This window comes from Arcicella aurantiaca (assembly GCF_003148625.1).
GTDB classification, from domain to species: Bacteria; Bacteroidota; Bacteroidia; order Cytophagales; family Spirosomataceae; genus Arcicella; species Arcicella aurantiaca.
Window position 1 is genome coordinate 31,579 of sequence record NZ_QGGO01000038.1, and the last position, 21,685, is coordinate 53,263.

15 protein-coding genes and 1 pseudogene are annotated in these 21,685 nt (G+C 34.0%); 13 read left to right on the forward strand and 3 right to left on the reverse strand.

Going from position 1 to position 21,685, the window contains the following annotated elements; genetic code table 11:
• Positions 1-75: 75 nt before the first annotated feature.
• The 6 genes from LV89_RS22510 to LV89_RS25750 all read left to right on the forward strand — a co-directional run bounded on the left by LV89_RS22510 (position 76) and on the right by LV89_RS25750 (position 8,655).
• Positions 76-4,407 (forward strand): CusA/CzcA family heavy metal efflux RND transporter, encoded by a 4,332-nt coding sequence (locus tag LV89_RS22510; protein WP_109745186.1) that lies wholly within the window; start codon positions 76-78, stop codon positions 4,405-4,407.
• Between the two features lie 11 nt (positions 4,408-4,418).
• On the forward strand, positions 4,419-5,651 hold the full coding sequence (locus tag LV89_RS22515; RefSeq protein ID WP_109745187.1) for an efflux RND transporter periplasmic adaptor subunit: 1,233 nt from the start codon (positions 4,419-4,421) through the stop codon (positions 5,649-5,651).
• A 125-nt stretch (positions 5,652-5,776) separates the two neighbouring features.
• Complete coding sequence (locus tag LV89_RS22520) at positions 5,777-6,970, forward strand: di-heme oxidoredictase family protein (RefSeq protein WP_109745188.1); 1,194 nt, start codon at positions 5,777-5,779, stop codon at positions 6,968-6,970.
• A 1-nt stretch (position 6,971) separates the two neighbouring features.
• A complete protein-coding gene (locus tag LV89_RS22525; protein ID WP_109745189.1) occupies positions 6,972-7,415 on the forward strand; it encodes a QcrA and Rieske domain-containing protein in 444 nt (147 codons plus the stop codon).
• A 5-nt stretch (positions 7,416-7,420) separates the two neighbouring features.
• On the forward strand, positions 7,421-8,215 hold the full coding sequence (locus LV89_RS25745; RefSeq protein WP_229201581.1) for a porin: 795 nt from the start codon (positions 7,421-7,423) through the stop codon (positions 8,213-8,215).
• Between the two features lie 188 nt (positions 8,216-8,403).
• The gene (locus LV89_RS25750; RefSeq protein WP_229201582.1) at positions 8,404-8,655 is read left to right on the forward strand and encodes a hypothetical protein; all 252 of its coding nucleotides are present in this window, start codon (positions 8,404-8,406) and stop codon (positions 8,653-8,655) included.
• An 824-nt stretch (positions 8,656-9,479) separates the two neighbouring features.
• On the opposite strand, the gene LV89_RS22535 is transcribed toward LV89_RS25750, so the two are convergent.
• Together LV89_RS22535 and LV89_RS22540 are read right to left on the reverse strand one after the other, a co-directional pair.
• On the reverse strand, positions 9,480-10,325 hold the full coding sequence (locus LV89_RS22535) for a ParB N-terminal domain-containing protein (protein ID WP_109745190.1): 846 nt from the start codon (positions 10,323-10,325) through the stop codon (positions 9,480-9,482).
• A gap of 11 nt (positions 10,326-10,336) precedes the next feature.
• The gene (locus LV89_RS22540) at positions 10,337-11,281 is read right to left on the reverse strand and encodes a ParA family protein (RefSeq protein WP_109745191.1); all 945 of its coding nucleotides are present in this window, start codon (positions 11,279-11,281) and stop codon (positions 10,337-10,339) included.
• Between the two features lie 684 nt (positions 11,282-11,965).
• On the opposite strand from LV89_RS22540, the gene LV89_RS22545 reads away from it, so the two are divergent.
• The 6 genes from LV89_RS22545 to LV89_RS22570 all read left to right on the forward strand — a co-directional run bounded on the left by LV89_RS22545 (position 11,966) and on the right by LV89_RS22570 (position 19,420).
• Entirely contained in the window at positions 11,966-13,348 is a 1,383-nt protein-coding gene (locus tag LV89_RS22545; RefSeq protein WP_109745192.1) for a replication initiation protein, read from the forward strand.
• 497 nt (positions 13,349-13,845) lie between these two features.
• Positions 13,846-16,296: a TonB-dependent receptor gene (locus LV89_RS22550; RefSeq protein WP_109745193.1), complete on the forward strand. Its 2,451-nt coding sequence runs from the start codon at positions 13,846-13,848 to the stop codon at positions 16,294-16,296.
• 65 nt (positions 16,297-16,361) lie between these two features.
• Complete coding sequence (locus LV89_RS22555) at positions 16,362-16,763, forward strand: hypothetical protein (RefSeq protein ID WP_146199242.1); 402 nt, start codon at positions 16,362-16,364, stop codon at positions 16,761-16,763.
• A 34-nt stretch (positions 16,764-16,797) separates the two neighbouring features.
• Positions 16,798-17,880: a hypothetical protein gene (locus LV89_RS22560; RefSeq protein ID WP_109745195.1), complete on the forward strand. Its 1,083-nt coding sequence runs from the start codon at positions 16,798-16,800 to the stop codon at positions 17,878-17,880.
• Between the two features lie 388 nt (positions 17,881-18,268).
• On the forward strand, positions 18,269-18,628 hold the full coding sequence (locus LV89_RS22565; protein WP_109745196.1) for a VOC family protein: 360 nt from the start codon (positions 18,269-18,271) through the stop codon (positions 18,626-18,628).
• A 330-nt stretch (positions 18,629-18,958) separates the two neighbouring features.
• Positions 18,959-19,420: a MarR family winged helix-turn-helix transcriptional regulator gene (locus tag LV89_RS22570; RefSeq protein WP_109745197.1), complete on the forward strand. Its 462-nt coding sequence runs from the start codon at positions 18,959-18,961 to the stop codon at positions 19,418-19,420.
• A gap of 221 nt (positions 19,421-19,641) precedes the next feature.
• On the opposite strand, the gene LV89_RS22575 is transcribed toward LV89_RS22570, so the two are convergent.
• Entirely contained in the window at positions 19,642-20,763 is a 1,122-nt protein-coding gene (locus LV89_RS22575) for an ATP-binding protein (protein ID WP_109745198.1), read from the reverse strand.
• A gap of 718 nt (positions 20,764-21,481) precedes the next feature.
• Here LV89_RS22575 and LV89_RS22580 point away from each other — a divergent pair.
• Positions 21,482-21,685, forward strand: a pseudogene (locus tag LV89_RS22580) (DUF4372 domain-containing protein); the annotation flags it as partial.

Consider the following 21,685-nt stretch of genomic DNA (forward strand, 5'->3'; position numbering starts at 1 on the left):
TACTGTTTTTAATCATTACTGATAAGCCCTTTTCAGTAGGGTTTTCTGTATTTCAATAAAATTTAGATTCAAAAAATGTTAGATAAAATCATTCATTTTTCCATCAATAATAAATTTATTGTGGGATTATTCACGTTGGCATTGGTGCTGGTGGGCATTTACAATTTAAGTCGTTTGCCCATTGATGCCCTACCCGATATTACCAACAATCAAGTACAAGTTATTACTACCGCCCCTACTTTGGCAACCCAAGAGGTAGAACAATTTATTACTTATCCCATTGAGCAAACGATGAAAACGATTCCTAAAATCGTTGAAATGCGTTCTTTTAGCCGTTTTGGGTTAAGTGTAATTACCCTTGTTTTTGAGGAAAACGTAGATATTTATTGGGCAAGGCAGCAAATGAGTGAAAAACTCAAAGATGCCGAAAGACTGATTCCCAAAGGAACAGGCATTCCCGAATTAGCTCCCATTAGTACAGGTCTGGGCGAAATTTACCAATATGTTATTTACGCTAAAAAAGGTTTTGAAACTCAATTCGATGCCTCAAAACTGCGTAGTATTCAAGATTGGGTGGTGAAACCTCAACTATTGGGAACGGCAGGAATTGCCGAAGTAACTACTTTGGGTGGCAGTCTGAAACAGTATGAAATAGCTGTGCAACCTGACCGACTCAAAAGTATGAATGTAACCATTACAGATATTTTTGAAGCCCTCGAAAAGAACAATGAAAATACAGGTGGTGCATACATCGACAAACAGCCTTATGTCTATTTTATTCGGGCTTTGGGAATGGTTAAAAACATTCCTGATATTGAAAAAATAGTTGTCAAAACTAATAATGGCATTCCTATTTTAGTCAGAGATGTTGCCAAAGTACAAGAAGGTTCAGCTTTGCGATACGGAGCTGTTACCAAAGATGGCAAAGGGGAAGTGGTAGGCGGAATGGTGCTGATGCTCAAAGGTGAAAACTCGTCCGCAGTGGTAAATCGAACCAAAGCCAAAGTTGAACAAATCCGTAAATCATTGCCCGAAGGCGTGGCTCTTGAACCATTTATTGACCGAACAAAATTGGTTAATCATGCCATTGGAACAGTTGAAAGCAATCTTTTGGAAGGAGCATTGATTGTCATTTTTGTGTTGGTATTGCTTTTGGGCAATTGGCGAGCAGGTTTAATTGTGGCATCCGTTATTCCTTTGGCGTTACTTTTTGCCGTAATCATGATGAATCTTTTTGGCGTGAGTGGCAACTTAATGAGTTTAGGAGCGATTGATTTTGGACTTATTGTGGACGGTGCAGTTATTATTGTAGAAGCGGTTATCCACCGACTTCACCAAAATAAAGAGGGCAATTTGGATAGCCAACAAATGGATGATGAAGTTTTACACGCTGCCACCAAAATCAGAAGTAGTGCTGCTTTCGGTGAAATCATTATCTTAATTGTGTATTTACCTATTTTGGCTTTGGTTGGTACAGAGGGAAAAATGTTTAAACCAATGGCTCAAACGGTTTCCTTTGCTATTTTGGGAGCTTTTATACTTTCGCTGACTTACGTCCCAATGGCTTCTGCTTTGTTTTTGAGTAAAACCATTAGCCATAAAAAGAATATTTCAGATAAAATTATCGACTTTGTTGAGCGTTTTTATCGCCCAATTTTAGAGAAAGCCTTACAATTAAAAGCACTTGTTTTAAGTATTTCAGTAGCATTATTCTTGATAGCCTTATTGGTTTTTAGTCGGATGGGGGGCGAATTTATTCCTACTTTGGAAGAGGGAGACTATGCTATCAATTTTAGAATTGCCAATGGTAGTTCTTTGAGTATGAGTATTGAAACTTCCACCCAATTAGAAAAAATACTGAAAAATAAATTTCCCGAAGTAGTAGAAGTAGTAGCAAAGATTGGTTCTGCCGAAATTCCCACTGACCCCATGCCCATTGAAACGGGGGATTTAATTATCATTCTAAAAGATAAAAAAGAATGGACAACGACCCAAGATTTCTATGAATTGGCGGAAATGATGAAAGAAGAAATGGAGCAAATTCCAGGCGTTGGTTTTGAAGTTTCGCAACCTATCCAAATGCGTTTTAATGAATTAATGACGGGCGTAAGAAGTGATGTAGCCATTAAAATCTTTGGGGAAGATTTAGAAAAATTAGCGGCAACCGCCAATAATGCTATTGGTTTAATCGGAAATATTGAAGGTGTGGCAGACATCAAAGCCGAGCAAGTGACGGGTATGCCACAAATTACAGTACGTTATAATCCTGATAAAATGGCTCTGTACGGCTTGAACGTAGGCGATTTGAACAAAGTTGTACGAACAGGTTTTGCAGGAGAAGCCACAGGAGTGGTTTATGAAGGTGAAAAACGTTATGATTTAGTGGTACGTTTAGATAAGGATTTTCGTCAGGATATTTCTAACGTAAAAAATATATTCATCAGCCTTCCATCGGGTAATCAAATTCCTTTGGAACAAGTGGCAGACGTAAATTTTGAGCAAGGTCCCGCCCAAATAAGTCGTGAAGACGGCAGACGTAGAATTGTCATTGGCTTGAATGTTCGTGGACGGGATGTAAAATCGGTGGTCAATGATATTCAAGCAAAATTAGATAAAAAATTGAAATTGCCCGAAGGCTATTATGTAACGTATGGCGGGCAATTTGAAAATTTAGTGGAAGCCAATAAACGGCTTGCAGTAGCTGTTCCTGTGGCATTACTCTTGATTTTTATTCTCTTATTCTTCACTTTTAAATCCGTCAAACAATCCCTTTTAATTTTTACTGCCATTCCCCTGTCAGCCATTGGAGGCGTATTCGCTTTGTGGTTGCGTGGAATGCCTTTTAGTATTTCGGCAGGAATTGGTTTCATTGCCCTTTTTGGCGTAGCAGTTTTAAATGGAATTGTACTCATTGGCTATTTTAATCAATTAAAAGCCGAAGGTTGGGACGATATTTTAGAGAGAATTAAAGAAGGGACAAAAGTACGTTTACGTCCCGTAGTAATGACAGCAGCCGTAGCTTCGTTGGGTTTTCTACCAATGGCATTGAGTAGCGGTGCTGGGGCAGAAGTCCAAAAACCTTTGGCTACGGTGGTGATTGGTGGACTGATTACGGCTACTTTACTGACGCTGATTGTGTTGCCAATTTTATATTTATTATTAGAGAAAAGTCTAAAAGTAAATAAATCAATTGTTACGACCATTATTTTATTGTTGTTTTTGGGAGGAAATATCAATGCCCAACAACCTTTAAATTTAAGTCAAGCCATAGAATTAGGACTAAGAAACAACCAACACATCCAAGTTAATGAGCTGAATATCAAGGCACAAAATCAATTAAGACCAACTGTCAAAGAATTGCCAAAAGCAAAGATAAACGCCATGTTGGGGCAATACAATACCCGAAGTTTTGACCAAAATTATAGCATTTCGCAAGAATTTAGTCCTTTCTTATTTCAAGCAAAAAAGGAGTTAATTAACGCCAATATCAAAAAAAGTGAACTGGAATTATTGCTAACAAAGCAAGATATTACCGCCCAAATTCGCCAATCTTGGAATGCCATTTTGTATTGGTCAGCCGTGAATGAATTATTACTGAAACAAGAAGAATATTTACAGATTTTTGTCAAATCAGCAAGTCTAAAATTTACAACAGGTGAGAGCAATCTTTTAGAAAAAACCACCGCTGAAACCCAACAACAAGAATCCATCCAAATCAGGAAACAAAACGAAGGCATGATTTTACGAGAGAAAATCAAACTCAAAAGCATTCTCAATTGGAAAGAAGATTTTGTATTGACTGAAAACAGTTTTGTTCCTGCCAAAGCCTTGTATGCTGATTCGGTTTTCCTCAATCAAACGCCTGTGTTAGCACTTGCTATGCAACAAATTGAGCTTGCCAATGCCAATAAAAACGTTGAAAAAGCCCTGAGAAAACCCGATTTTACGGTAGGGTATTTTTTGCAATCACTCACGGGTAATCAAGACATTGAAGGACAAAGTTTTTATTATAATGGTGTTCCCCGTTTTCAAGGCGTTAATCTCGGTATCAGTATTCCACTATTTGACAAAGCAAGCAAAGCTAAAATTCAAGCCGCTGAAACAATAATTTTAGGACAACAAAAAAATGCTGAATACCTTAAAAATCAACTCAGTAGCCAGTTACTCCAACAAATTGAAGAGCAAAAGGTCAATCAATCCTTGATAGATTATTACACCAAAACGGCTTTGCCTAATGCAGAAACGATTGGGAATAATGCCAAAAAAGCCTTCCAAAATGGCGAAATTGGTTATGTGGAATACTTGCAAAGTTTAGATACGGTGTTGAAAATTCAGCAGAATTACCTCAACGCCGTTAATCAATTCAATCAAAATAATATCAATATTCAATATTTATTGAACAATTAAAAAAATAGAACATGAAATTTAATCATCATATCATAAAATATAGTGCTGTACTTTTTGTAATCATCAGTATTTTATCCTGTCAAAAAAGTACCGAAACCACCACAATCGAAGAACATCACCAAGACGAAAAAGGGACGGTTGAACTTACCCAAGCACAGGTGAAAGCATCACAAATTATCTTGGGAAATTTTGAACGGAAAAACCTGAGTGAAGTCGTTACTGCTAATGGATATACCAAATTACCCCCTCAAAATCAGGCAGATGTGTCGGTTTTTATGGCAGGAATTATTAAATCCATTGCTGTGATAGAAGGACAATATGTAAAAAAAGGACAAAATTTAGCTACTTTTCAAAGCATAGAATATAATAATCTGCGTTTGCAGAAAGCAAAATTAACCGAAGAAATACAACAGGCTAAGGTAACGAAAGAGTATTTAAGCATAGATTTCAACCGTCAAAAAGAATTGAGTGAAGAAAACATAACGGCTAAGAAAATCTTTCAAAAAATAAGTGCCGACTTTGAAGCCATTAAAAGTAAAATTGAAAATTTAGAACACCAAATCAAGATTTTAGAACAGACTATTTCACTTAGTGGAAAAGAAAATTCTACCTCCATTGCGATTTTAGCCCCTATTTCGGGTTATATCACAGCAGTAAATGTAAAAATTGGAAGTAGTGTAGCTCCAAACACTTCTCTATTTTCAATCGTGGATAATTCCAAAATGCACGTTGATTTATTGGTGTATGAAAAAGACCTTTTTAAAATTAAAGTAGGGCAAAATGTACGTTTTGTGCTGACCAATCGAGGAAATCAAGAAATTATGGGCAATATTTTTAGCATTGGTCAAGCCTTTCAAAATGAAACGAAATCAGTAGCGGTTCATGCAGATATTAACAACCATAAAGCAGGTCTCATTTCGGGAATGTATGTAAGTGCCTTAATTGATATTGGTAAAAATGACGTAAACACCTTGCCTATTGATGCCGTAGTGAAAGCAGAAGGGACGACATTTATTTTTATTCAAGATGTTGAAGCGACAAAAGGCAAAGAAGAAAAAGAAAGTAATGAACAAAAAGAAGGCGTACATTTTAAGCGAATTGAAGTAAAAACGGGAACAGCCCAATTAGGGTTTATTCAAGTTAGCCCTCTTCAAGAAATCCCATCGGGAGCAAAAATTGTATTAAAAGGTTCGTATTATTTACAATCATCCATTGCCAATGCCGAAGGTGGCGATGAACATTAAGGTAAATCAAAAGGTAATATTTTTCTTCGTAATCTATATTTAATAATTAATGTGTACCTAATAATATTTTTAGATTAGCCTAAAAACGTTATACATTTGCATATAAATTTTAATTAGGATAGAATATGAAAGTAAAATATTACCTTTTCATCTTAACATTGGGCATTTTTTTTACAACCGCTTGCGAGGCACTTTTGCCCGTTTCACCCACTGAGGATGAAGTTTTAGATGGAACAATCGCAGCATTGAATACCGCAGAAACGGCTCAACATTTACGGGGAGATATTGCCTTTACAAAGGTTTTTACCTCCGTAACAGGTCTGGGACCCATATTTGTATCCAATTCATGTGTAAGTTGTCATGCTGGCGATGGTAAGGGACATCCCTCTGCCAGTTTGATTCGTTTTGGGCAAACCGATGAAACAGGCAATCAGTTTCTGACAATGGGAGGTCCTCAATTGCAACATCAAGCCCTAATAGGTTTTATGCCCGAAACCCTACCTTTGGGGGCTTCACATTCTACTTTTGTTGCTCCAATAAATACAGGGTTAGGTTTTTTAGAAGCAGTTTCCGATGCTGATATATTGGCATTAGCTGACCCTGATGATAAAGATAATGATGGTATTTCTGGCGTTGTTAATTGGATTGAATTGCCCGATTTTGTAAAACCAATGCCCAATGCCATTAGCAAAGATGGTAAATATATAGGTCGTTTTGGCAGAAAAGCAGGGGCATACAATCTATTCAATCAAGCGGTGAATGCCTATAATCAAGATATGGGAATTGTGAGTTCTTTTTCACCCATCGACGCTTATAGCGGTAAAGAGTCTGACCCCGAAGTAAGTAATGCCGAAATTGCAGATATTGTGCAATACATACAAACGCTCAAAGCTCCCATTCAAAGAGGGGCTGAAATGGCAGACATAAAAATGGGAAAGCAACTTTTTATGAGTATTCAATGCGGTGCTTGCCATCAGCCAAGTATGAAAACTAATAGTTCGACTATTGCAGGATTATCCAACAAAACATTTAGTCCTTATACCGATTTATTGATGCACGACATGGGGAAAGTCTTAGACGATAACTATACCGAAGGTTCTGCCAAAACCTATGAATGGCGAACAACGCCACTTTGGGGATTAGGATTGGCTAAAAATTCGCAAGGAGGAAAATACTATTTAATGCACGACGGGAGAGCAAAAAGCATTGAAGAAGCCATCAATCTACATGGTGGAGAATCCCAAAAAAGCAAGGCAAAATATACCGCTTTGAGCAATACAGAAAAACAACAATTATTAGCCTTTTTAGAAAGCCTTTAACATGGAAAGACGTGATTTTATTCGTACAAATTGCCTCGCTTGTCTTGGTTGGAGTACCATCTTAACTACCCTAACAGGTTGTATTTCAGCTTACTATGCCAAACAAGTTGATTTTAAACAAAACAATTTAATTGTCAAAAAGAGCGAGTTTGTTGAAATCAAAAAAGATAAAAAAATAATCCGTAATGTCATTGTAGCAAAATACGAAAAATTAGGTTTTCCAATTGCTCTTTTTCGTTTGGGCGAAGAACAATATTCAGCCGTTTATTTGGAATGTACCCACCAAGGCAACGAAGTACAACCACACGGAGACTATTTAGTTTGTGAAGGACACGGAAGCGAGTTTGATAATAAAGGAAAAGTAACGCAAGGGCCAGCCGAAAAACCTTTAAGAACCTTTATGGTTAAAACCGACCAAGAAAATATTTACATTGATTTATCGTAATGAAGATGAAAAAATATCAACTATTATCTGTACTATTAGTGTTTTGTCAATTTGTTTATGCTCAGACAGATACAACAATTTTTAGACGAAAAGTGGTCTTAGATTCTGCCCAAAATGGGATGAATATGGATGCCGTTTATAATCGACCTTTCCTCCAAATTGGGCGTACACCTCTGGGCATAGGAGGATATGCCGAAATGAACACCAATTATGCCGTTACTGATGGAAAAGGTGAAGGTTTTTCTTTTCAAATGAGACGAATGACCCTATTTTTGGGCGGGAGCTTGCACCGAAAAATTAAATTTATGTCCGAAATTGAGTTTGAAGACGGCACAAAAGAAATTAATATTGAATTTGCTGCCCTTGATTTTCAATTCAATAATTTGGTTAATTTTCGAGCAGGAATAATCATGAATCCGATTGGAGCATTCAACCAAAACCATGATGGTCCAAAATGGGAATTTAGCGACCGCCCCATTTCAGCAACGCAAATGCTCCCTGCCACTTTTAGTAATGTAGGCATGGGTTTTTATGGTAAAAAATATGCCAAACAATGGGTTTTCGCCTATGAAGCCTATTTAACCAATGGTTTTGACGATACCATTATTGACAACCAAGCCAGCCGAACCTCTTTACCTGCTGCCAAAGCGAACAAAAATCGTTTTGAAGAAAGTAGCAATGGACAACCGCTTTTTACGGGAAAAATAGCCATTAGAAATCGAAAAATAGGAGAATTGGGACTTTCGTATATGGGTGGCGTTTACAATAAATTTCAAGACGATGGGATGGTTTTATTTTAGATGAAAAAAGAGCCGTAAAAGTATTCGCCTTAGATTTTAATACAACCATCAAAAAAACAAAAACCTTCATTACAGCCGAATGGGCTTGGGTAAATGTTGATTTACCGCCAAATTATACGGTACAATTTGGTAGAAAACAAAGTGGGGGTTTCATTGATATTGTTCAACCCATTTACAAAAAGCCATTAGTGGGCTTTCCAAATTCAGTTTTGAGTTTTGCCTGTCGTTTTGAACAAGTAGATTGGAATGTAGGGATATTTAAAGAAACAGGCGATAATATTTACGATGAAGTATTTTCTATTATGCCAGCCCTCAGTTGGCGACCCATTCCATCAACTGTCATTCGTTTTAGCTATCGTTATCAAAAACAGTGGGATATTTTGGGTAATCCCCCAGCCCGTACAGGAGCATTTCAGTTAGGCGTTTCGAGTTATTTTTAAGCGTATGTTCTGGAATTACAACTTATTGATAATAAATGAGATAAAAGCGATTTGTAACATAGACTCAGCCAATTTAGCTAACCAAAGCTTCTTTCGACCTGCCAACGTTTTTTTGTGGAATAAACCCTTTCGTTGATTCTGGTTTTTGTGCAATTTCAAACTCCCACTTATAGGTTATTCAATATATTAGACTTCCTGCGAAAGTGTTTTACGACTTAAAACACTTTCGCAGGAAGTCTATTCTTTAAATGTGCTGTTATAGCCATGTCTGCTGTTATTTTTTAACCTTTGACAATAAACCTTCTACTTTCTTTACAATGGCTTTTTGTTCGGAAAAAGGGGGCATCTTTTAACTTCGTACCATTAAGTAGTCGAGCAAAAATTTTCGAGTGTTTCAATGGTAATTAGTGCAATCAATGCCCCAATAAGCGATATTTGATAAACACGATAACTTTTGCTCAATCACTTAAAATTAGCTTGCCCATTTTGTTAAATAGTATTAGGCTCTATTTGAATTTTGCGACAAACTCTTAAGTTTTTTAAAAACCCTTAGAAATAAAAATATCGCAAATTTCTGATAATCAACCAATTATAAGACTCATTTTAGATTTAATCCAAATGGTGATTTCGCCCAATATTACAACATCACCAAAATATTGATTTTGGTCAATATAGACAAGATTTAAGATTTTGGAGTCCAAAACAAAAAATAGGAGATTTTGAGGTTTTTGAAAGGATAGGCTAACTTGCTATACAGAAACCAAGTTAGCCTAATCATAAGTGCAAATTTTGCACTTATGATTAAAATGCAGAAAATCAATAAGTTATATAAATTTTTTCAATTCTTTTACTTTTTGCACTAATGCTAAATAATCCGATTTTGTACTTATACTGATAACTAATTTGGCTATTTCTTTTTTCCGATTTATGCTCTCATCGCTTACTTTTACTAAATCAGTTTCATTTTCCTTAAATGGATTCAGCGAAGTTAATGTTCCAGATTCAATTGTTTCATCTCTACCCAAATTTTGAATATGCGAACGACTCGTATTGATATTACCTGCTAAAACTTGTTGTTGAAGTTCTGGAGCTAACTTGGCGATTCCTGCCGCAAAATTTCCATCGTTTTTGATTGTTCTTGGACTAACTTTAAATTCAGTAGCTAAAATTTCTGAAAAATCACCCTCTTTTTCTGTTCTATCATATTTCCCTTGAATTCCTTTTTCTCGATTATATCTCAAACCTCTAAAGTATGACATTTGCTCAGGTGTGAGATTACGACGACCTAATTGGTAGTCAATCATATAATCTTTTACCTGCTCAATACTCTCAAATTGTAAGAGAACAATTTTAAAATCAATGGCATATTTTTGACAAATTGAATATCTATTATGTCCATCAATTAACACGTAAACCACTTTCTCTGGATTATCAGAATTAGCATCTAAAACCTTCTGAGTTGTTTCCCAAATAGCTAAAGGGTCTTTACAACCTTGTTTTAAAATATTAGATTCTAAATTCGATAATTCATCTGAAGATAAAGGCGTAATAAACTGTCTAAGTTCTTCAACAACAACTATTTCTTTTTTTATTTTTTCTAATTCTGAGAACGTAGAATTAGGAAGTTGAGCAGTAACTGATTTTAGTCCTGTCATAAAATCTTTTGCCATGATAAAAAATCTTAAATTTTTATTACTTCTTTTGTTAATTCCATATATTGATTTGCTGAGCCAGATTTACCCGAATAGGTAAAAATATCTTTCTTGGCTACTTGAGATTGCTTAATCGTCGTAGAAACATCAATTACAGTATCAAAAATGGTAAAATGAGAATATACTTCTTTGATATGGTCTATCATTCCACGATGTACACTTTGGTTTTTGTGAACCATCGTGAAAAAAATACCTTTCACCTTTAAAGAATAATTTAGATGCTCTCTTATTTCGAATATTCTATTGAAAAGATTTTCGACTCCATGATAAGCAGAAGCTTCTGGCTGAATAGGAATCAAACATTCATGTGAAGCCACTAATGCACAGGTGGTTAAGATATTTAAAGATGGCGGGCAATCAATCAGGATATAATCATATTTATCTAAATACGGTACCAAATTATTGTATAATCGTTTTTCACTTCCGATTGAATTTACTAATTCAGATTCACGATATGCCATTTTAATATCCGAAGGCACAATGTGTAATTTTGGCTCAATTTCAATAATTGGCAAAGGTGCTTTATCCAACAATGTCTCTATTAGTTGACTGTCAGGACGGTGTACGCCAAAACATTGAGATAAATTCCCCTGTGAGTCAATATCAATCATTAAAATTCTATTTCCCATCAATGATAAAGCTTTCCCAATGTTAATTGTAGAAGTTGTCTTACCGACCCCTCCTTTATGGTTTACAACCGAAATAATCTTTGCTTTACTAAAAAGCTCATCAGAATATCCATATCCCCGCAATACAGGTAATAATTTAGATAAATGATTTTCATTAAGGTTTATGAGTCCACCTTGTGCTTTATAAAGTGTTTTTGAAGGCAATCCAGCTTCTTTCTCAATCTGTGAGTGATTTAAAGCTGGCTTCATTTGTAAAAAACGAAGAACAATATCTTGAGTTAGCATGATAATAGAATATTTTACCCAAATATAGATAATTATTTATCATTTTACACTACAAAAGAACTATTTATATCCTAATAATTATATACACTAAAACTAAAATTGTAAAAACGACTTTTATAGGGTTTGTGTGTTGTGTTTCTTTCAGATGATGTAAATACTTGATAGTCAGAACATTGTATATTAAATTATTGATATGTGAAATTGTAAAAACGACTTTTATAGGGTAACAAAGCTCACTAATAACAATACAAACTTTTTAAATGTATATCAGTTAAAATAAAAGTGGCTATTTGTCCAGTAACAAACCATTAAAAGATGGATTTCTCACAAATAGCTTAAACCTATTATTTTTAGTAATTTATTTTACTGTTTGTTTTTCTTTTATTTAATTTCTTATTCTTTTCATTCTTTCAGCCATTGTAAGCCATTGATAATCAAAATGTTATAGGGTTTAAAACGACTTTTATAGGGTTTAAAACGACTTTTATAGGGTTTAAAACGACTTTTATAGGGTCTTAAAACGACTTTTATAGGGTTTAAAAACGACTTTTATAGGGTTTAAAACGACTTTTATAGGGTCTTAAAAACGACTAACAAAAAAATAAGTCGTGATGATAAATATTTAATTTAGATAAGCAGTATCTTTGAATTACGACAACAAATATTCAAAGTCGTTTTTCTACTATGGAAAGCATACAACAATTACCCGAAAAAAGAGAAATGGCTCTACAAGCCATTTCTAAAGACCCATATAGGTTAATAAAAACCAATCCAATTATTAATGCGAAGTTTGATATTACAGCAGTTCAAATGAAAGTATTTTTAAAGGTTGTAGCGTCTATTGACCAAAGTGGTGATGAAATGCCAGAAATTAGTATTTCCATCAAAGAGTTTCAAGAATTTGTGGGAGGTAAAGCCAAAAATATTCATAGTTACTTACAAGATGAATTGACCAAACTCCGTAAAAAAGATTTATATTATGAAGACGATAGAATCCGATTAGAAGCAAGCTTTTTCAGCTCAATCATTTATCATAAAAAAGAAGGCTATTTTACGTTTGAATTTTCAAAAAATATAAAACCGTTTCTACTTCAAATCAAAGATAATTTTACCGTTTTAGATATTCGCAATATTATGTATTTGGATAGTATATACGCTATCCGTTTTTATGAATTTTGTAAAGAATTTGAACGTTTTAGAACATTTGAATTTGAGGTAGATGAACTGAAAGAAAAATTTGGGCTTACAGATAGATATAAAAATTATTTTGACTTTAAATTAAAAGTAATAAGTCAAGCAAGAGCAGAATTGATAAAGAATTCTGAGCTATATTTTGATTTTGAAGAAATCAAAATAGGGAAGAAGGTGGTTCGGTTAAAATTCTTTATTTACAAAAACAAGCCAAGTACTCTTATTGGCGATGATACCATTAAAAACGACCAAATCAATGAAATCAATTTTTTAGTGAACGATTTTGTAAATGATAAGGTTGTGTCTTCTTGGTTTAAAAAATATCCTTACGAACAAATAAAAGAAGGCGTTTTATATGCCATAAAAGAAAATAAAAAGGGAGTGGTTAAGGAAATGGATAAATATTTGCAAAAAATTGTGGCAACTGCCAACTTAGTAGATAACGATGAAATAAAGAATCAAAACAAAATCAAAAAGAATAAACAGCAAGCAAATTTACAAGAAGTTGAAAAGCAAGTTTTAGCAATTGAAAAACTCAAAAATGATTTAAAACAGACCTATTTTCAAAAGAAATTAGACTTGGCTCATCAAATTATTCAAAATAATAGTAAGTTTTTCAAAATAGTGTTAAAGCAATTACAAACGGATACATCATCCGAAAAAAGTAATTTTTTAGCAGAATTAGCCCTTGAAAATTATAAAGGAAAGAAAGATTCAAAAGAGGATTTTTTACAAAATTTTTCAAATGGAGCAACATTTCAATCTTACGCATTAGATTATATTAGCAAAGCATTTCCAGAAGATTTTAACAAGATTAAAGTGGAGTTTTTGCCTTTAGCAGATAAGTTAGGGATTTCAGAAAATGAGTTATTATAAAAGAGGTGTGCAAATATTGTACTTGCACATCTCAATTCTTTTTATCTAAAATTTAAGGTACATCATTATACAGCGAAGAGGAATTGCAGCATTAGGTCGATGAGTTTGATATAGCAATAACTATCCTGTCGAAACAGAAGCAATATATTATTGCTTTTTGCAAATTTTGATACTATCAAATCAATACTTCATCTAAACCTTACAACCACAGACATTTAACGGCTTGCAACGAAAACTCCCGTGTAAAGATACCTGCTGTACTTCACCTATGTCGCCTCGGTTATACTTATCTGTCTCTTAAAGAATTAGAAAATGATTAATCCTCCAATATTCTTTCTCATCAAATAATCTTCTTATCCATTCTAAAACTCACAATTATTGCATTAGGTAAAACAAATGCTTTTTATTTAGAATAATTCCAAATAATTCAACTTTTATTTGGAATTATTCTAAATAGAGTCAAACTTTGCATCGTTAAATCCATAAAATCAAGCAACATGAAGCATTTATATACAACAATTTTAGTTTTTTTTAGCCTCTGTACCTTCGCTCAGAGTTCCACCATAAAAGGAAAAATCATTAACGAAATGGGCAAATCTGCCGAATTCGTTAACATTGAATTGAAAGGCAAAAATAAAGGAGCAATCAGTGATGAAACGGGGGAGTACAAAATAGAAAACGTCAAAGCAGGGACTTATGAAGTGGTGGTTTCTGGTATTGGAATTAAAAAGAAAAGCGAAACAATAACAATTCCTATCGGACAAAATATAATTATAACGAACTTCAAAGTTGAAGAAAGTATTGGAGAGTTAGATGAAATAGTTGTTTCAGGTTTTAGAGAACGTACTTACCGAAATGAAATGTCAATTGCGGCTGCAAAATCATCTATTCCTCTCAAAGATTTACCACAATCAGTTAGTTATGTTACCAAAGAATTAATCATTGACCGTCAGGCTTTCAGAGTGAATGATATTTTAAAAAATATCAGTGGAGTAAGTCTTAATAATTTTGAAAATAGATTTACAATGAGAGGAATTGCGGGGAACAGCTACCAATTTATTAATGGTTTAAGAGTGAGCGGTCGTTCTTTCAACTCGCTGGTAGTCAACAATTTGGAAAGAATCGAAGTAATGAAAGGACCTGCATCTGCTCTTTACGGCAATACAGAACCAGGCGGTTCAATCAATAATGTGACAAAGAAAGCATTATCTGTTGATAGAAAATCAGTGAATGTTTCAATTGGTAGTTTTCAAACTTTGAGAGCTTATACAGATTTAACGGGGCCTTTAAATAAAGATAAAACAATTCTTTATCGTATGAATGTAGCCTATCAAAATAGTGCCACTTTCAGAGATTTACAGGAGCGAGAAGATGTTTCTATTGCTCCAACTTTATCTTTTGTACCAAATGAAAAATCAAGAATTGATGTCGATTTCGTGTATAGCATCGTGGGCGGAAGAACTGAAAGAGGACAACCACTTTATGGGCTTTCAACACAGGGGGCTTCTCGCTTATTTACAACTCCTATTTCACAAAGCATGTCCAGAGCAAGTGATTATTTAAAGGAAAATACCTTTTATTTATCGGCAGCTTTTAATCATAAATTCAATGATAAAATTTCGATGAATGTATCCTATTTAAAGTATAAATTCTTTGAAGATATGGTTGAACATCGTGGGGGAAATGCTTACGCATTGGATAGTGCAGGAAAGGAAATTACCTCATTATTACTTCAAAGTACCATTGAACGCAAACGTACACGCTATGATGATAATTTGACAGCCTATTTTAATTTCAACGTAAATACGGGTTCATTAGAACATAAATTACTGATTGGCTCAGATTATATTCAAAGTGAAGTACCCGTTGGCACCGTAAACGGAACGGCAACTGGATACAGAAACAAAGCTAACACAGGTTCTATTGCTACTTATGACCGCACTAAAAAGAGTTTGTATCTCCTTGATGCAAAGGGAAATCCAGTCCCGAATGTACCGTTTTATAATTTAGCAAATCCAGATTATAGTGTTGCTAATACGGATAATTATTTTACGACACGCACCGTAAATCCGACAACGCTTTATTACTCGCAAAGTGTTTATATTCAAGACCATATCAAGTGGAATAAACTACAATTGATGTTGGGGCTTCGTCAGGAATTTTATACTGATTTTCTAAATTACAAGGCAAGCACAGAGAAAAAAGTAGAACAAAGTGCGTTGATTCCAAGAGTCGGTTTGGTATATAGTCTTAATTCTCATATTAATTTATATGGAACGTATGTAGAAGGCTTTCAACCTCAAACAGCAAGTACCATTGGTTCGCCAGAAGTTTTTGGAGGTCCATTTGACCCACTTACGAGCAAAATGATTGAATTTGGAGCAAAGACAGAATGGTTTGATAAAAAATTAGCTATTAGTGTTGCTGCATATCAAATTGAGCAAAATAATATTTTAGTAAATGCTCAAAGCACTACAAATACACAATTATTAGAACAAAGAGGGCAAGAAACTTCAAAAGGAATTGAGTTTGAAATTACGGGAAATATCTTACCAAATTTATCAATCAATGCTAATTATGCCTATAATGATGCACGAATTACGAAGAGTAAAATAGAATCTCAGATTGGTCAATTAAAAGAGGCTGCACCACAAAATCAAGGAGGTTTTTGGGCTAAATATACCATTTTGGGTGGCAAAATCAAGGGCTTCGGTATTGGAGTTGGGGCAAATTTTGCAACTGAACAAAACACCAGACTAACCTATTTTACTTTGCCCGGTTATTCTGTAATTGACGCCGCTTTGTATTACCAAGTAAAGCAAATGAAGTTTTCTTTGAATTTGAATAACATTGAAAATAAATTATACATCGTTTCACAAGCCAATCCAAACATGGTTGGGCCAGGTTCTCCAAGAAACTTCATGTTTAATGTTGGATATGCCTTTTAAAGCTAAAGGCATCGTATCGGGTATTTCAATAGCACAAAACAATCATTTAGTCAACCGACAAACGCATGAACAATCTTCAAAAAATCATCATTCTTTGGCTACTATTTGTGGTATGTATGATATTCCATTTCAATTATCACGTAGGCGAGCTTTTCTATGGTATCGACATCAAAAGACCCAATGCTAATGGTGTTGTTCCGATTAGTGCCGCCATCGTGAGATTCGTTTTTGAAATACTACCAATGATGTTCATAACATTCTTGATGTTCATTGAAAAAGCATGGCTTCGGGTATTCAATTACTCAGTTTCAATTCTTTACACTTTAGCGAATGCTGCTCATCTTTTTCAAGAATTACGGAGCGAAAAATTTGACCTTTCACAAATCAATTTATTGTCATTTGTGCTTGCTCTAAGTCTTTTACTCAATTTAGCCAGTTGGAAATGGTTAAAAGAAAGTTCCCAATAAATTACAATTATATTAAAACTTAAACTCAATTAAAATGAAAAAACAAATTTTACTTATTGCTCTTGTATCACTTTCTATCTTATCGTGTACAAAAAACGAAGTTAAAATTGACCCTTTAGTTATTCCTACTAATTATGATGCAACAACATTTGCTACAAATACAGCACCTGAAGTAGCACTTAGAGCAGATTATGTTACGTTAGAAAATGAAATAAAAAAAGCTCGTGTAAAAGGAACGGTTGTAGAAGCGGCTATTTTAAATAGCTTATACACAAAGTCAATTGCTGGACTTTCAACGGCTTATTACAAAGCAACAATTCCTACAATTAATGAAAAAATAGCCAAAGCCAGTAAAGCAAATGCCAACTATTTATTAGGGAAAACGCCTGCTGAAAACGGTGTAGGAGGAATTGCGGGCGGATATTTATTCGACGAGAAAGGTCTTGATTTAGAACAGGTTATCTCAAAAGGATTGTTTGGTGCATTTCATTATAATCAAGGGGTTACTTTACTATCAACTCCAACTCAGGCAAATTTGGACAAAGCTATATATTACTTTGGAGCAAATCCATTATTTCCTAATACCAACAATCCCCTAAAATCAACCAGTCCAGATGTGTATTTAGCCAATTATGCGGCACGTAGAACCAAAGGTAGTGGGGGACTTTATTTGGAGGTAAAAGCCAATTTTATTAAGGCACAAGCAGCCATCAAAGCGGGTTCAAATTATAATAAAGAACGTGATGAAGCTATTGAAGCCATTTTATTGAACTGGGAAAAAGCCAATGCCGCAACTGTAATTAACTATTTTAATGATGTTTATACCAAATTAAGTATCGTACCAACTACTGATGCTTTACGTTCGGGAGGCTTACATTCTTTCGGTGAAGCAATTGGTTTTTTGGGTGGATTTAAAGGTATTGCAAAAAAGAAAATTACCGATGCTCAGATAGATGAACTTTTGGCAAAAATGGAAAACCCTTCAAAATTAGTAGGTAATCAAGCAGAGGTTGATAAAATATTAGAACTTTCAAAATCATTGCAAACAATCTATGGTTTTACGGCTCAAGATATGCTTGATTTTAAACAAAATTGGATAACTGTTGAAGAAAGATAAATTTTATTCTCCTCAAACTATTAAGTATGATTTAGGCTTATGATAAGCCTAAATCATGCCCTCTACTTATTATCAATTCTTAGTAAGAATAGCATTTATTTGCCAATTACCGAATTAAATTAATAGGCAATTCGCATAAAATTTGTTCTATTAGACCTTGTATTTACTTTTTAAAATTTGGAGAAGATTGTGCAAATGTAGTGCTGACGTTTTTCAAATGCCCCACCATTACCAGTATGTAAACTGTTAGCGTCTGAGTAATACAACGAAACCACCCCACTAACAAAACCCATCTTTATTTTAGCGACTTCAAGTAAGAATTATGAAAAGGCTTGCTTATTGTTGTCGCATATATTATATTTGCGACAACAATTTAAAGATACATAAAATGATACAATTAACATTTGCCTCTCTTCAGGTAAGAAATTTAGAAGCATCAAAATCCTTTTACACAAACAAATTAGGATTTGACATTGATAGCACTAACCCCCAAGCTTGTGTTTTCAAATACAATCAAGGACAAGCAAGCTTTGCAATTCGTACACCACTTGAACCACTTGAAGGAAAAGAATTAGGAATTGGGGTTGCACTTTGGTTTGCTGTGGAAGAAAATGTGGACGAATTGAAAGAAAAATTCATTACAAATGGAGTTACTACAACTGGAGCAATTATAGAAACTCCTTTTGGTAGAGCATTCCACGTAAAAGATATTGATGGATATAAACTTACTTTTTTAAACACAAAATAAAAATGGATATGAGTAATAAAATATTAATCACAGGTGCAAAGGAAGTTTAGGAAGTAAGGCTATTAACCGCTTAAAAGAGAAAACCAAAATTGAAAACCTTTGTAGAAGAGGCTATTCAGTCTATTTCCCCTACAAAAACTGAATTTGAAGCACAAATGACTAAATTTGGTTTACCAAGTCATATTATCGAAATATTTAGCTATCGCTAACAGAGAATTTGACCAACAATCAAATGATTTAGAAAGAGTTTTAGGGGAAAAAACAAGTTCGCTATCTGAGTTTTTACAAGCCACTTATGAGTAATATCAGTTCAAAAATTTCTTAAAGATTATGTCTAAAAAAATTGAATTTAATTTTAAAAGCCCAAACGAAAGTCCTGGATATTTACTCGGACAACTTACTTTATTGTGGCAAAGAAAGCAAAAAAAGGTTTTAGACCCATTAGATTTGACACAAACTCAATTTGCTCTGTTATGTGCATTAGCTTGGCTTTCAAACAATAGCAATAATGTTACGCAAATTGACATTGCCAATCAAACAAATTTTGATAGAATGATGGTGTCAAAAGTTTTAAGAACATTAGAAGAAAAGAAATTTGTAACCCGACAAGAACACGAAATAGACACAAGAGCAAAAACCATTCGCCTAACAACTATCGGAGAAACTGTTTTGCAAAAAGCAATCATTGAAATAGAAAATGCCGACATTGATTTTTTTGCTTCTTTGGACATTGAACTTGCACTATTCAACAAGAATATGATACAACTTATTGATAAAAACAAGACCGTTTAAATGTACTGTCTCCTCCAATAACATCGCCTTAGGTATTTGTATTTCTCATTTTTAATGAACCCTACAAGGATTTAGCCTAATAGATGAATGATTGATACGTTGAACAAAGAACTTGGAAAATCTCTCTCATTTTTCTTCAATCACTTCAAAACTTTTTTCTTCTATCTTATTTACAGGTAGCTGAATTTCTCTCGTGCCAAGTGTAATAATGATGTAGTTTTTCATGTCAAAAATTCTTCAAAGTTTTGTGTACTGATAATTTTCTTTTCAATTGGTTGATAATTTTCTACAAATGAACTCGGAAATTTAGCCTTTGCCTTCGGATTCCATTTGAATTCGTAAGCATACATTTGTCCTCCTTGTTCTTCTATATAATCAATTTCTTGTTGGGCATGGGTTCGCCAAAAATACCCTTTGGCATTACTATTATTGTATTGATTTAATTTGATACGCTCACTAATCAAAAAATTTTCCCATAATGCTCCAATATCTCCTCTTAATGCTATTGGGTTAAAATTACCGATTAGGGCATTTCTGATGCCATTATCATAAAAATATATCTTACGACTCGAACTGATTTCATTCCGAATATTTCTACTAAATGGATTTAATCTAAAAATTACGTAGGCTTGTTCTAATAAACCAATATATTGCTCAACCGTTGCACGGTCGATTCTGAGGAGTTGAGCCAATTCATTATAAGAAACCTCAGAACCTACCTGCAACGCTAACGCAATCAGCAGCTTTGATAGGATTTCGGGTTTTCGAATTCCTCCATAATTAAGCAAATCTTTGTATAGATAACTACTTGCCAACTGTTTTAATACCCCTTCTTCTTGCCCCAAATTATTAATTACATCGGGGTACATTCCATAAATAAGACGAAGTTCAAATTGTTGTTTTGAACCTAAATAGCCAAAATGATTGGTTAATTCATTCCAACTAATTGGGTACAAATTATATTCCCATTTGCGACCCGTCAGAGGCTCATTAATATTACTGCTTAATTCTAATGCCGACGAGCCACTAACCACAACCCTCACATTTTTGATTCGGTCGTGAATAATTTTCAATGTCAATCCAATATTATGAATCCTTTGTGCTTCATCAATAAAAACGGTTGTATAATTCCCAATGATTTGTCTGAGCTGTACTTCTCCAATATTTTCGAGGCTTTGTTGTGTTACAATATCGTCACCATTCAAAAATAAGTATTGCCCTTCTTGACTACATAGTTTTTCCAAAAGTGTCGTTTTTCCTACTTGACGTGGACCTAAGACAATCAAAATTTTTCCATCATTCCAGTGTGTTTCTAAATGCGATTGCAATTTTCTTTCTATCATTTTATATAAATTTATAGATTAGCTTCTGTAAATTTATATAAATACATTGAATATTTTAGATTTATTTAGGGCTTTTAAACGAAATTCGTACTATTTTACCCTTCTCCATGACTAAACTTACCCTATAAATAAGCCCTTTTGGTTGTGAAGCAGAATCTACCATTTCAAACTTTTTTTCTTCATAGCCTTTCACAAATTTCTTTACCTATCTGTTGCAAACAATAGCTAAAAATGAGAAGCTCAGAAAAAATGTTTCCAGGTTGCATGACGAGAGGGATATTTTAAAAAAGTCTCGACAAGCATTCCTATAAAGAAAGTCAGTATGTTTCTGATAACGTTATTAAGCTCATCAACAAGACCTTTAACATCAAGAAAAGTATGCGTAGAAAGTCCGAATGTTATGATAATGGAGCTTTTTTTTAGTTTATGCTGAATTTGAGTTAAAGACTGCCGAATTTGAGTTAGTTATTATAAGTGCTTTATACTGAACTTTGCCATTAGTTTATTTCGCTTTTGAAAAGGATATGTCAAGTCTTCAAAAAGACTTCATGAAATAATATCTCTTTTAACGACTCTCCAATTACGACATATTACAGAGTTCATATTTGTTGAATTTCGGTAATCCTCATTTTATGAAAACATACATACCCAAGGGAAGTAATTCACTATTGTCCGAAACGTTTAAATCGTTTAAATTAGTAGCCTAAAAATTAAAATTATGGCTACTAACATTCCCGTTAAGACTTTACTTGGATATTTACCTGATTCACTAATTGAGCGTTTATCTGTTGAACATAATGTTGATAAACAAGTCAAGAAACTTGAAGGCAAAATTGTATTTAAGTTGTTACTTTATGGGGTATTAAGTTCCTCACAGTTGAGTTTAAATGTATTGATTTCTCTATTTGACAAAATAGGTTTT

What these genes read in the sequence shown, in the direction of transcription:
- LV89_RS22555 (WP_146199242.1), top strand. Translation starts at nt 16,362, where the DNA reads ATGAACAATCTTCAAAAAATCATCATTCTTTGGCTACTATTTGTGGTA.
- LV89_RS22565 (WP_109745196.1), top strand. Translation starts at nt 18,269, where the DNA reads ATGATACAATTAACATTTGCCTCTCTTCAGGTAAGAAATTTAGAAGCA.
- LV89_RS22515 (WP_109745187.1), top strand. Translation starts at nt 4,419, where the DNA reads ATGAAATTTAATCATCATATCATAAAATATAGTGCTGTACTTTTTGTA.
- LV89_RS22540 (WP_109745191.1), bottom strand. Translation starts at nt 11,281, where the DNA reads ATGCTAACTCAAGATATTGTTCTTCGTTTTTTACAAATGAAGCCAGCT.
- LV89_RS22520 (WP_109745188.1), top strand. Translation starts at nt 5,777, where the DNA reads ATGAAAGTAAAATATTACCTTTTCATCTTAACATTGGGCATTTTTTTT.
- LV89_RS22510 (WP_109745186.1), top strand. Translation starts at nt 76, where the DNA reads ATGTTAGATAAAATCATTCATTTTTCCATCAATAATAAATTTATTGTG.
- LV89_RS22525 (WP_109745189.1), top strand. Translation starts at nt 6,972, where the DNA reads ATGGAAAGACGTGATTTTATTCGTACAAATTGCCTCGCTTGTCTTGGT.
- LV89_RS22575 (WP_109745198.1), bottom strand. Translation starts at nt 20,763, where the DNA reads ATGATAGAAAGAAAATTGCAATCGCATTTAGAAACACACTGGAATGAT.
- LV89_RS25745 (WP_229201581.1), top strand. Translation starts at nt 7,421, where the DNA reads ATGAAAAAATATCAACTATTATCTGTACTATTAGTGTTTTGTCAATTT.
- LV89_RS22550 (WP_109745193.1), top strand. Translation starts at nt 13,846, where the DNA reads ATGAAGCATTTATATACAACAATTTTAGTTTTTTTTAGCCTCTGTACC.
- LV89_RS22545 (WP_109745192.1), top strand. Translation starts at nt 11,966, where the DNA reads ATGGAAAGCATACAACAATTACCCGAAAAAAGAGAAATGGCTCTACAA.
- LV89_RS22570 (WP_109745197.1), top strand. Translation starts at nt 18,959, where the DNA reads ATGTCTAAAAAAATTGAATTTAATTTTAAAAGCCCAAACGAAAGTCCT.
- LV89_RS22535 (WP_109745190.1), bottom strand. Translation starts at nt 10,325, where the DNA reads ATGGCAAAAGATTTTATGACAGGACTAAAATCAGTTACTGCTCAACTT.
- LV89_RS22560 (WP_109745195.1), top strand. Translation starts at nt 16,798, where the DNA reads ATGAAAAAACAAATTTTACTTATTGCTCTTGTATCACTTTCTATCTTA.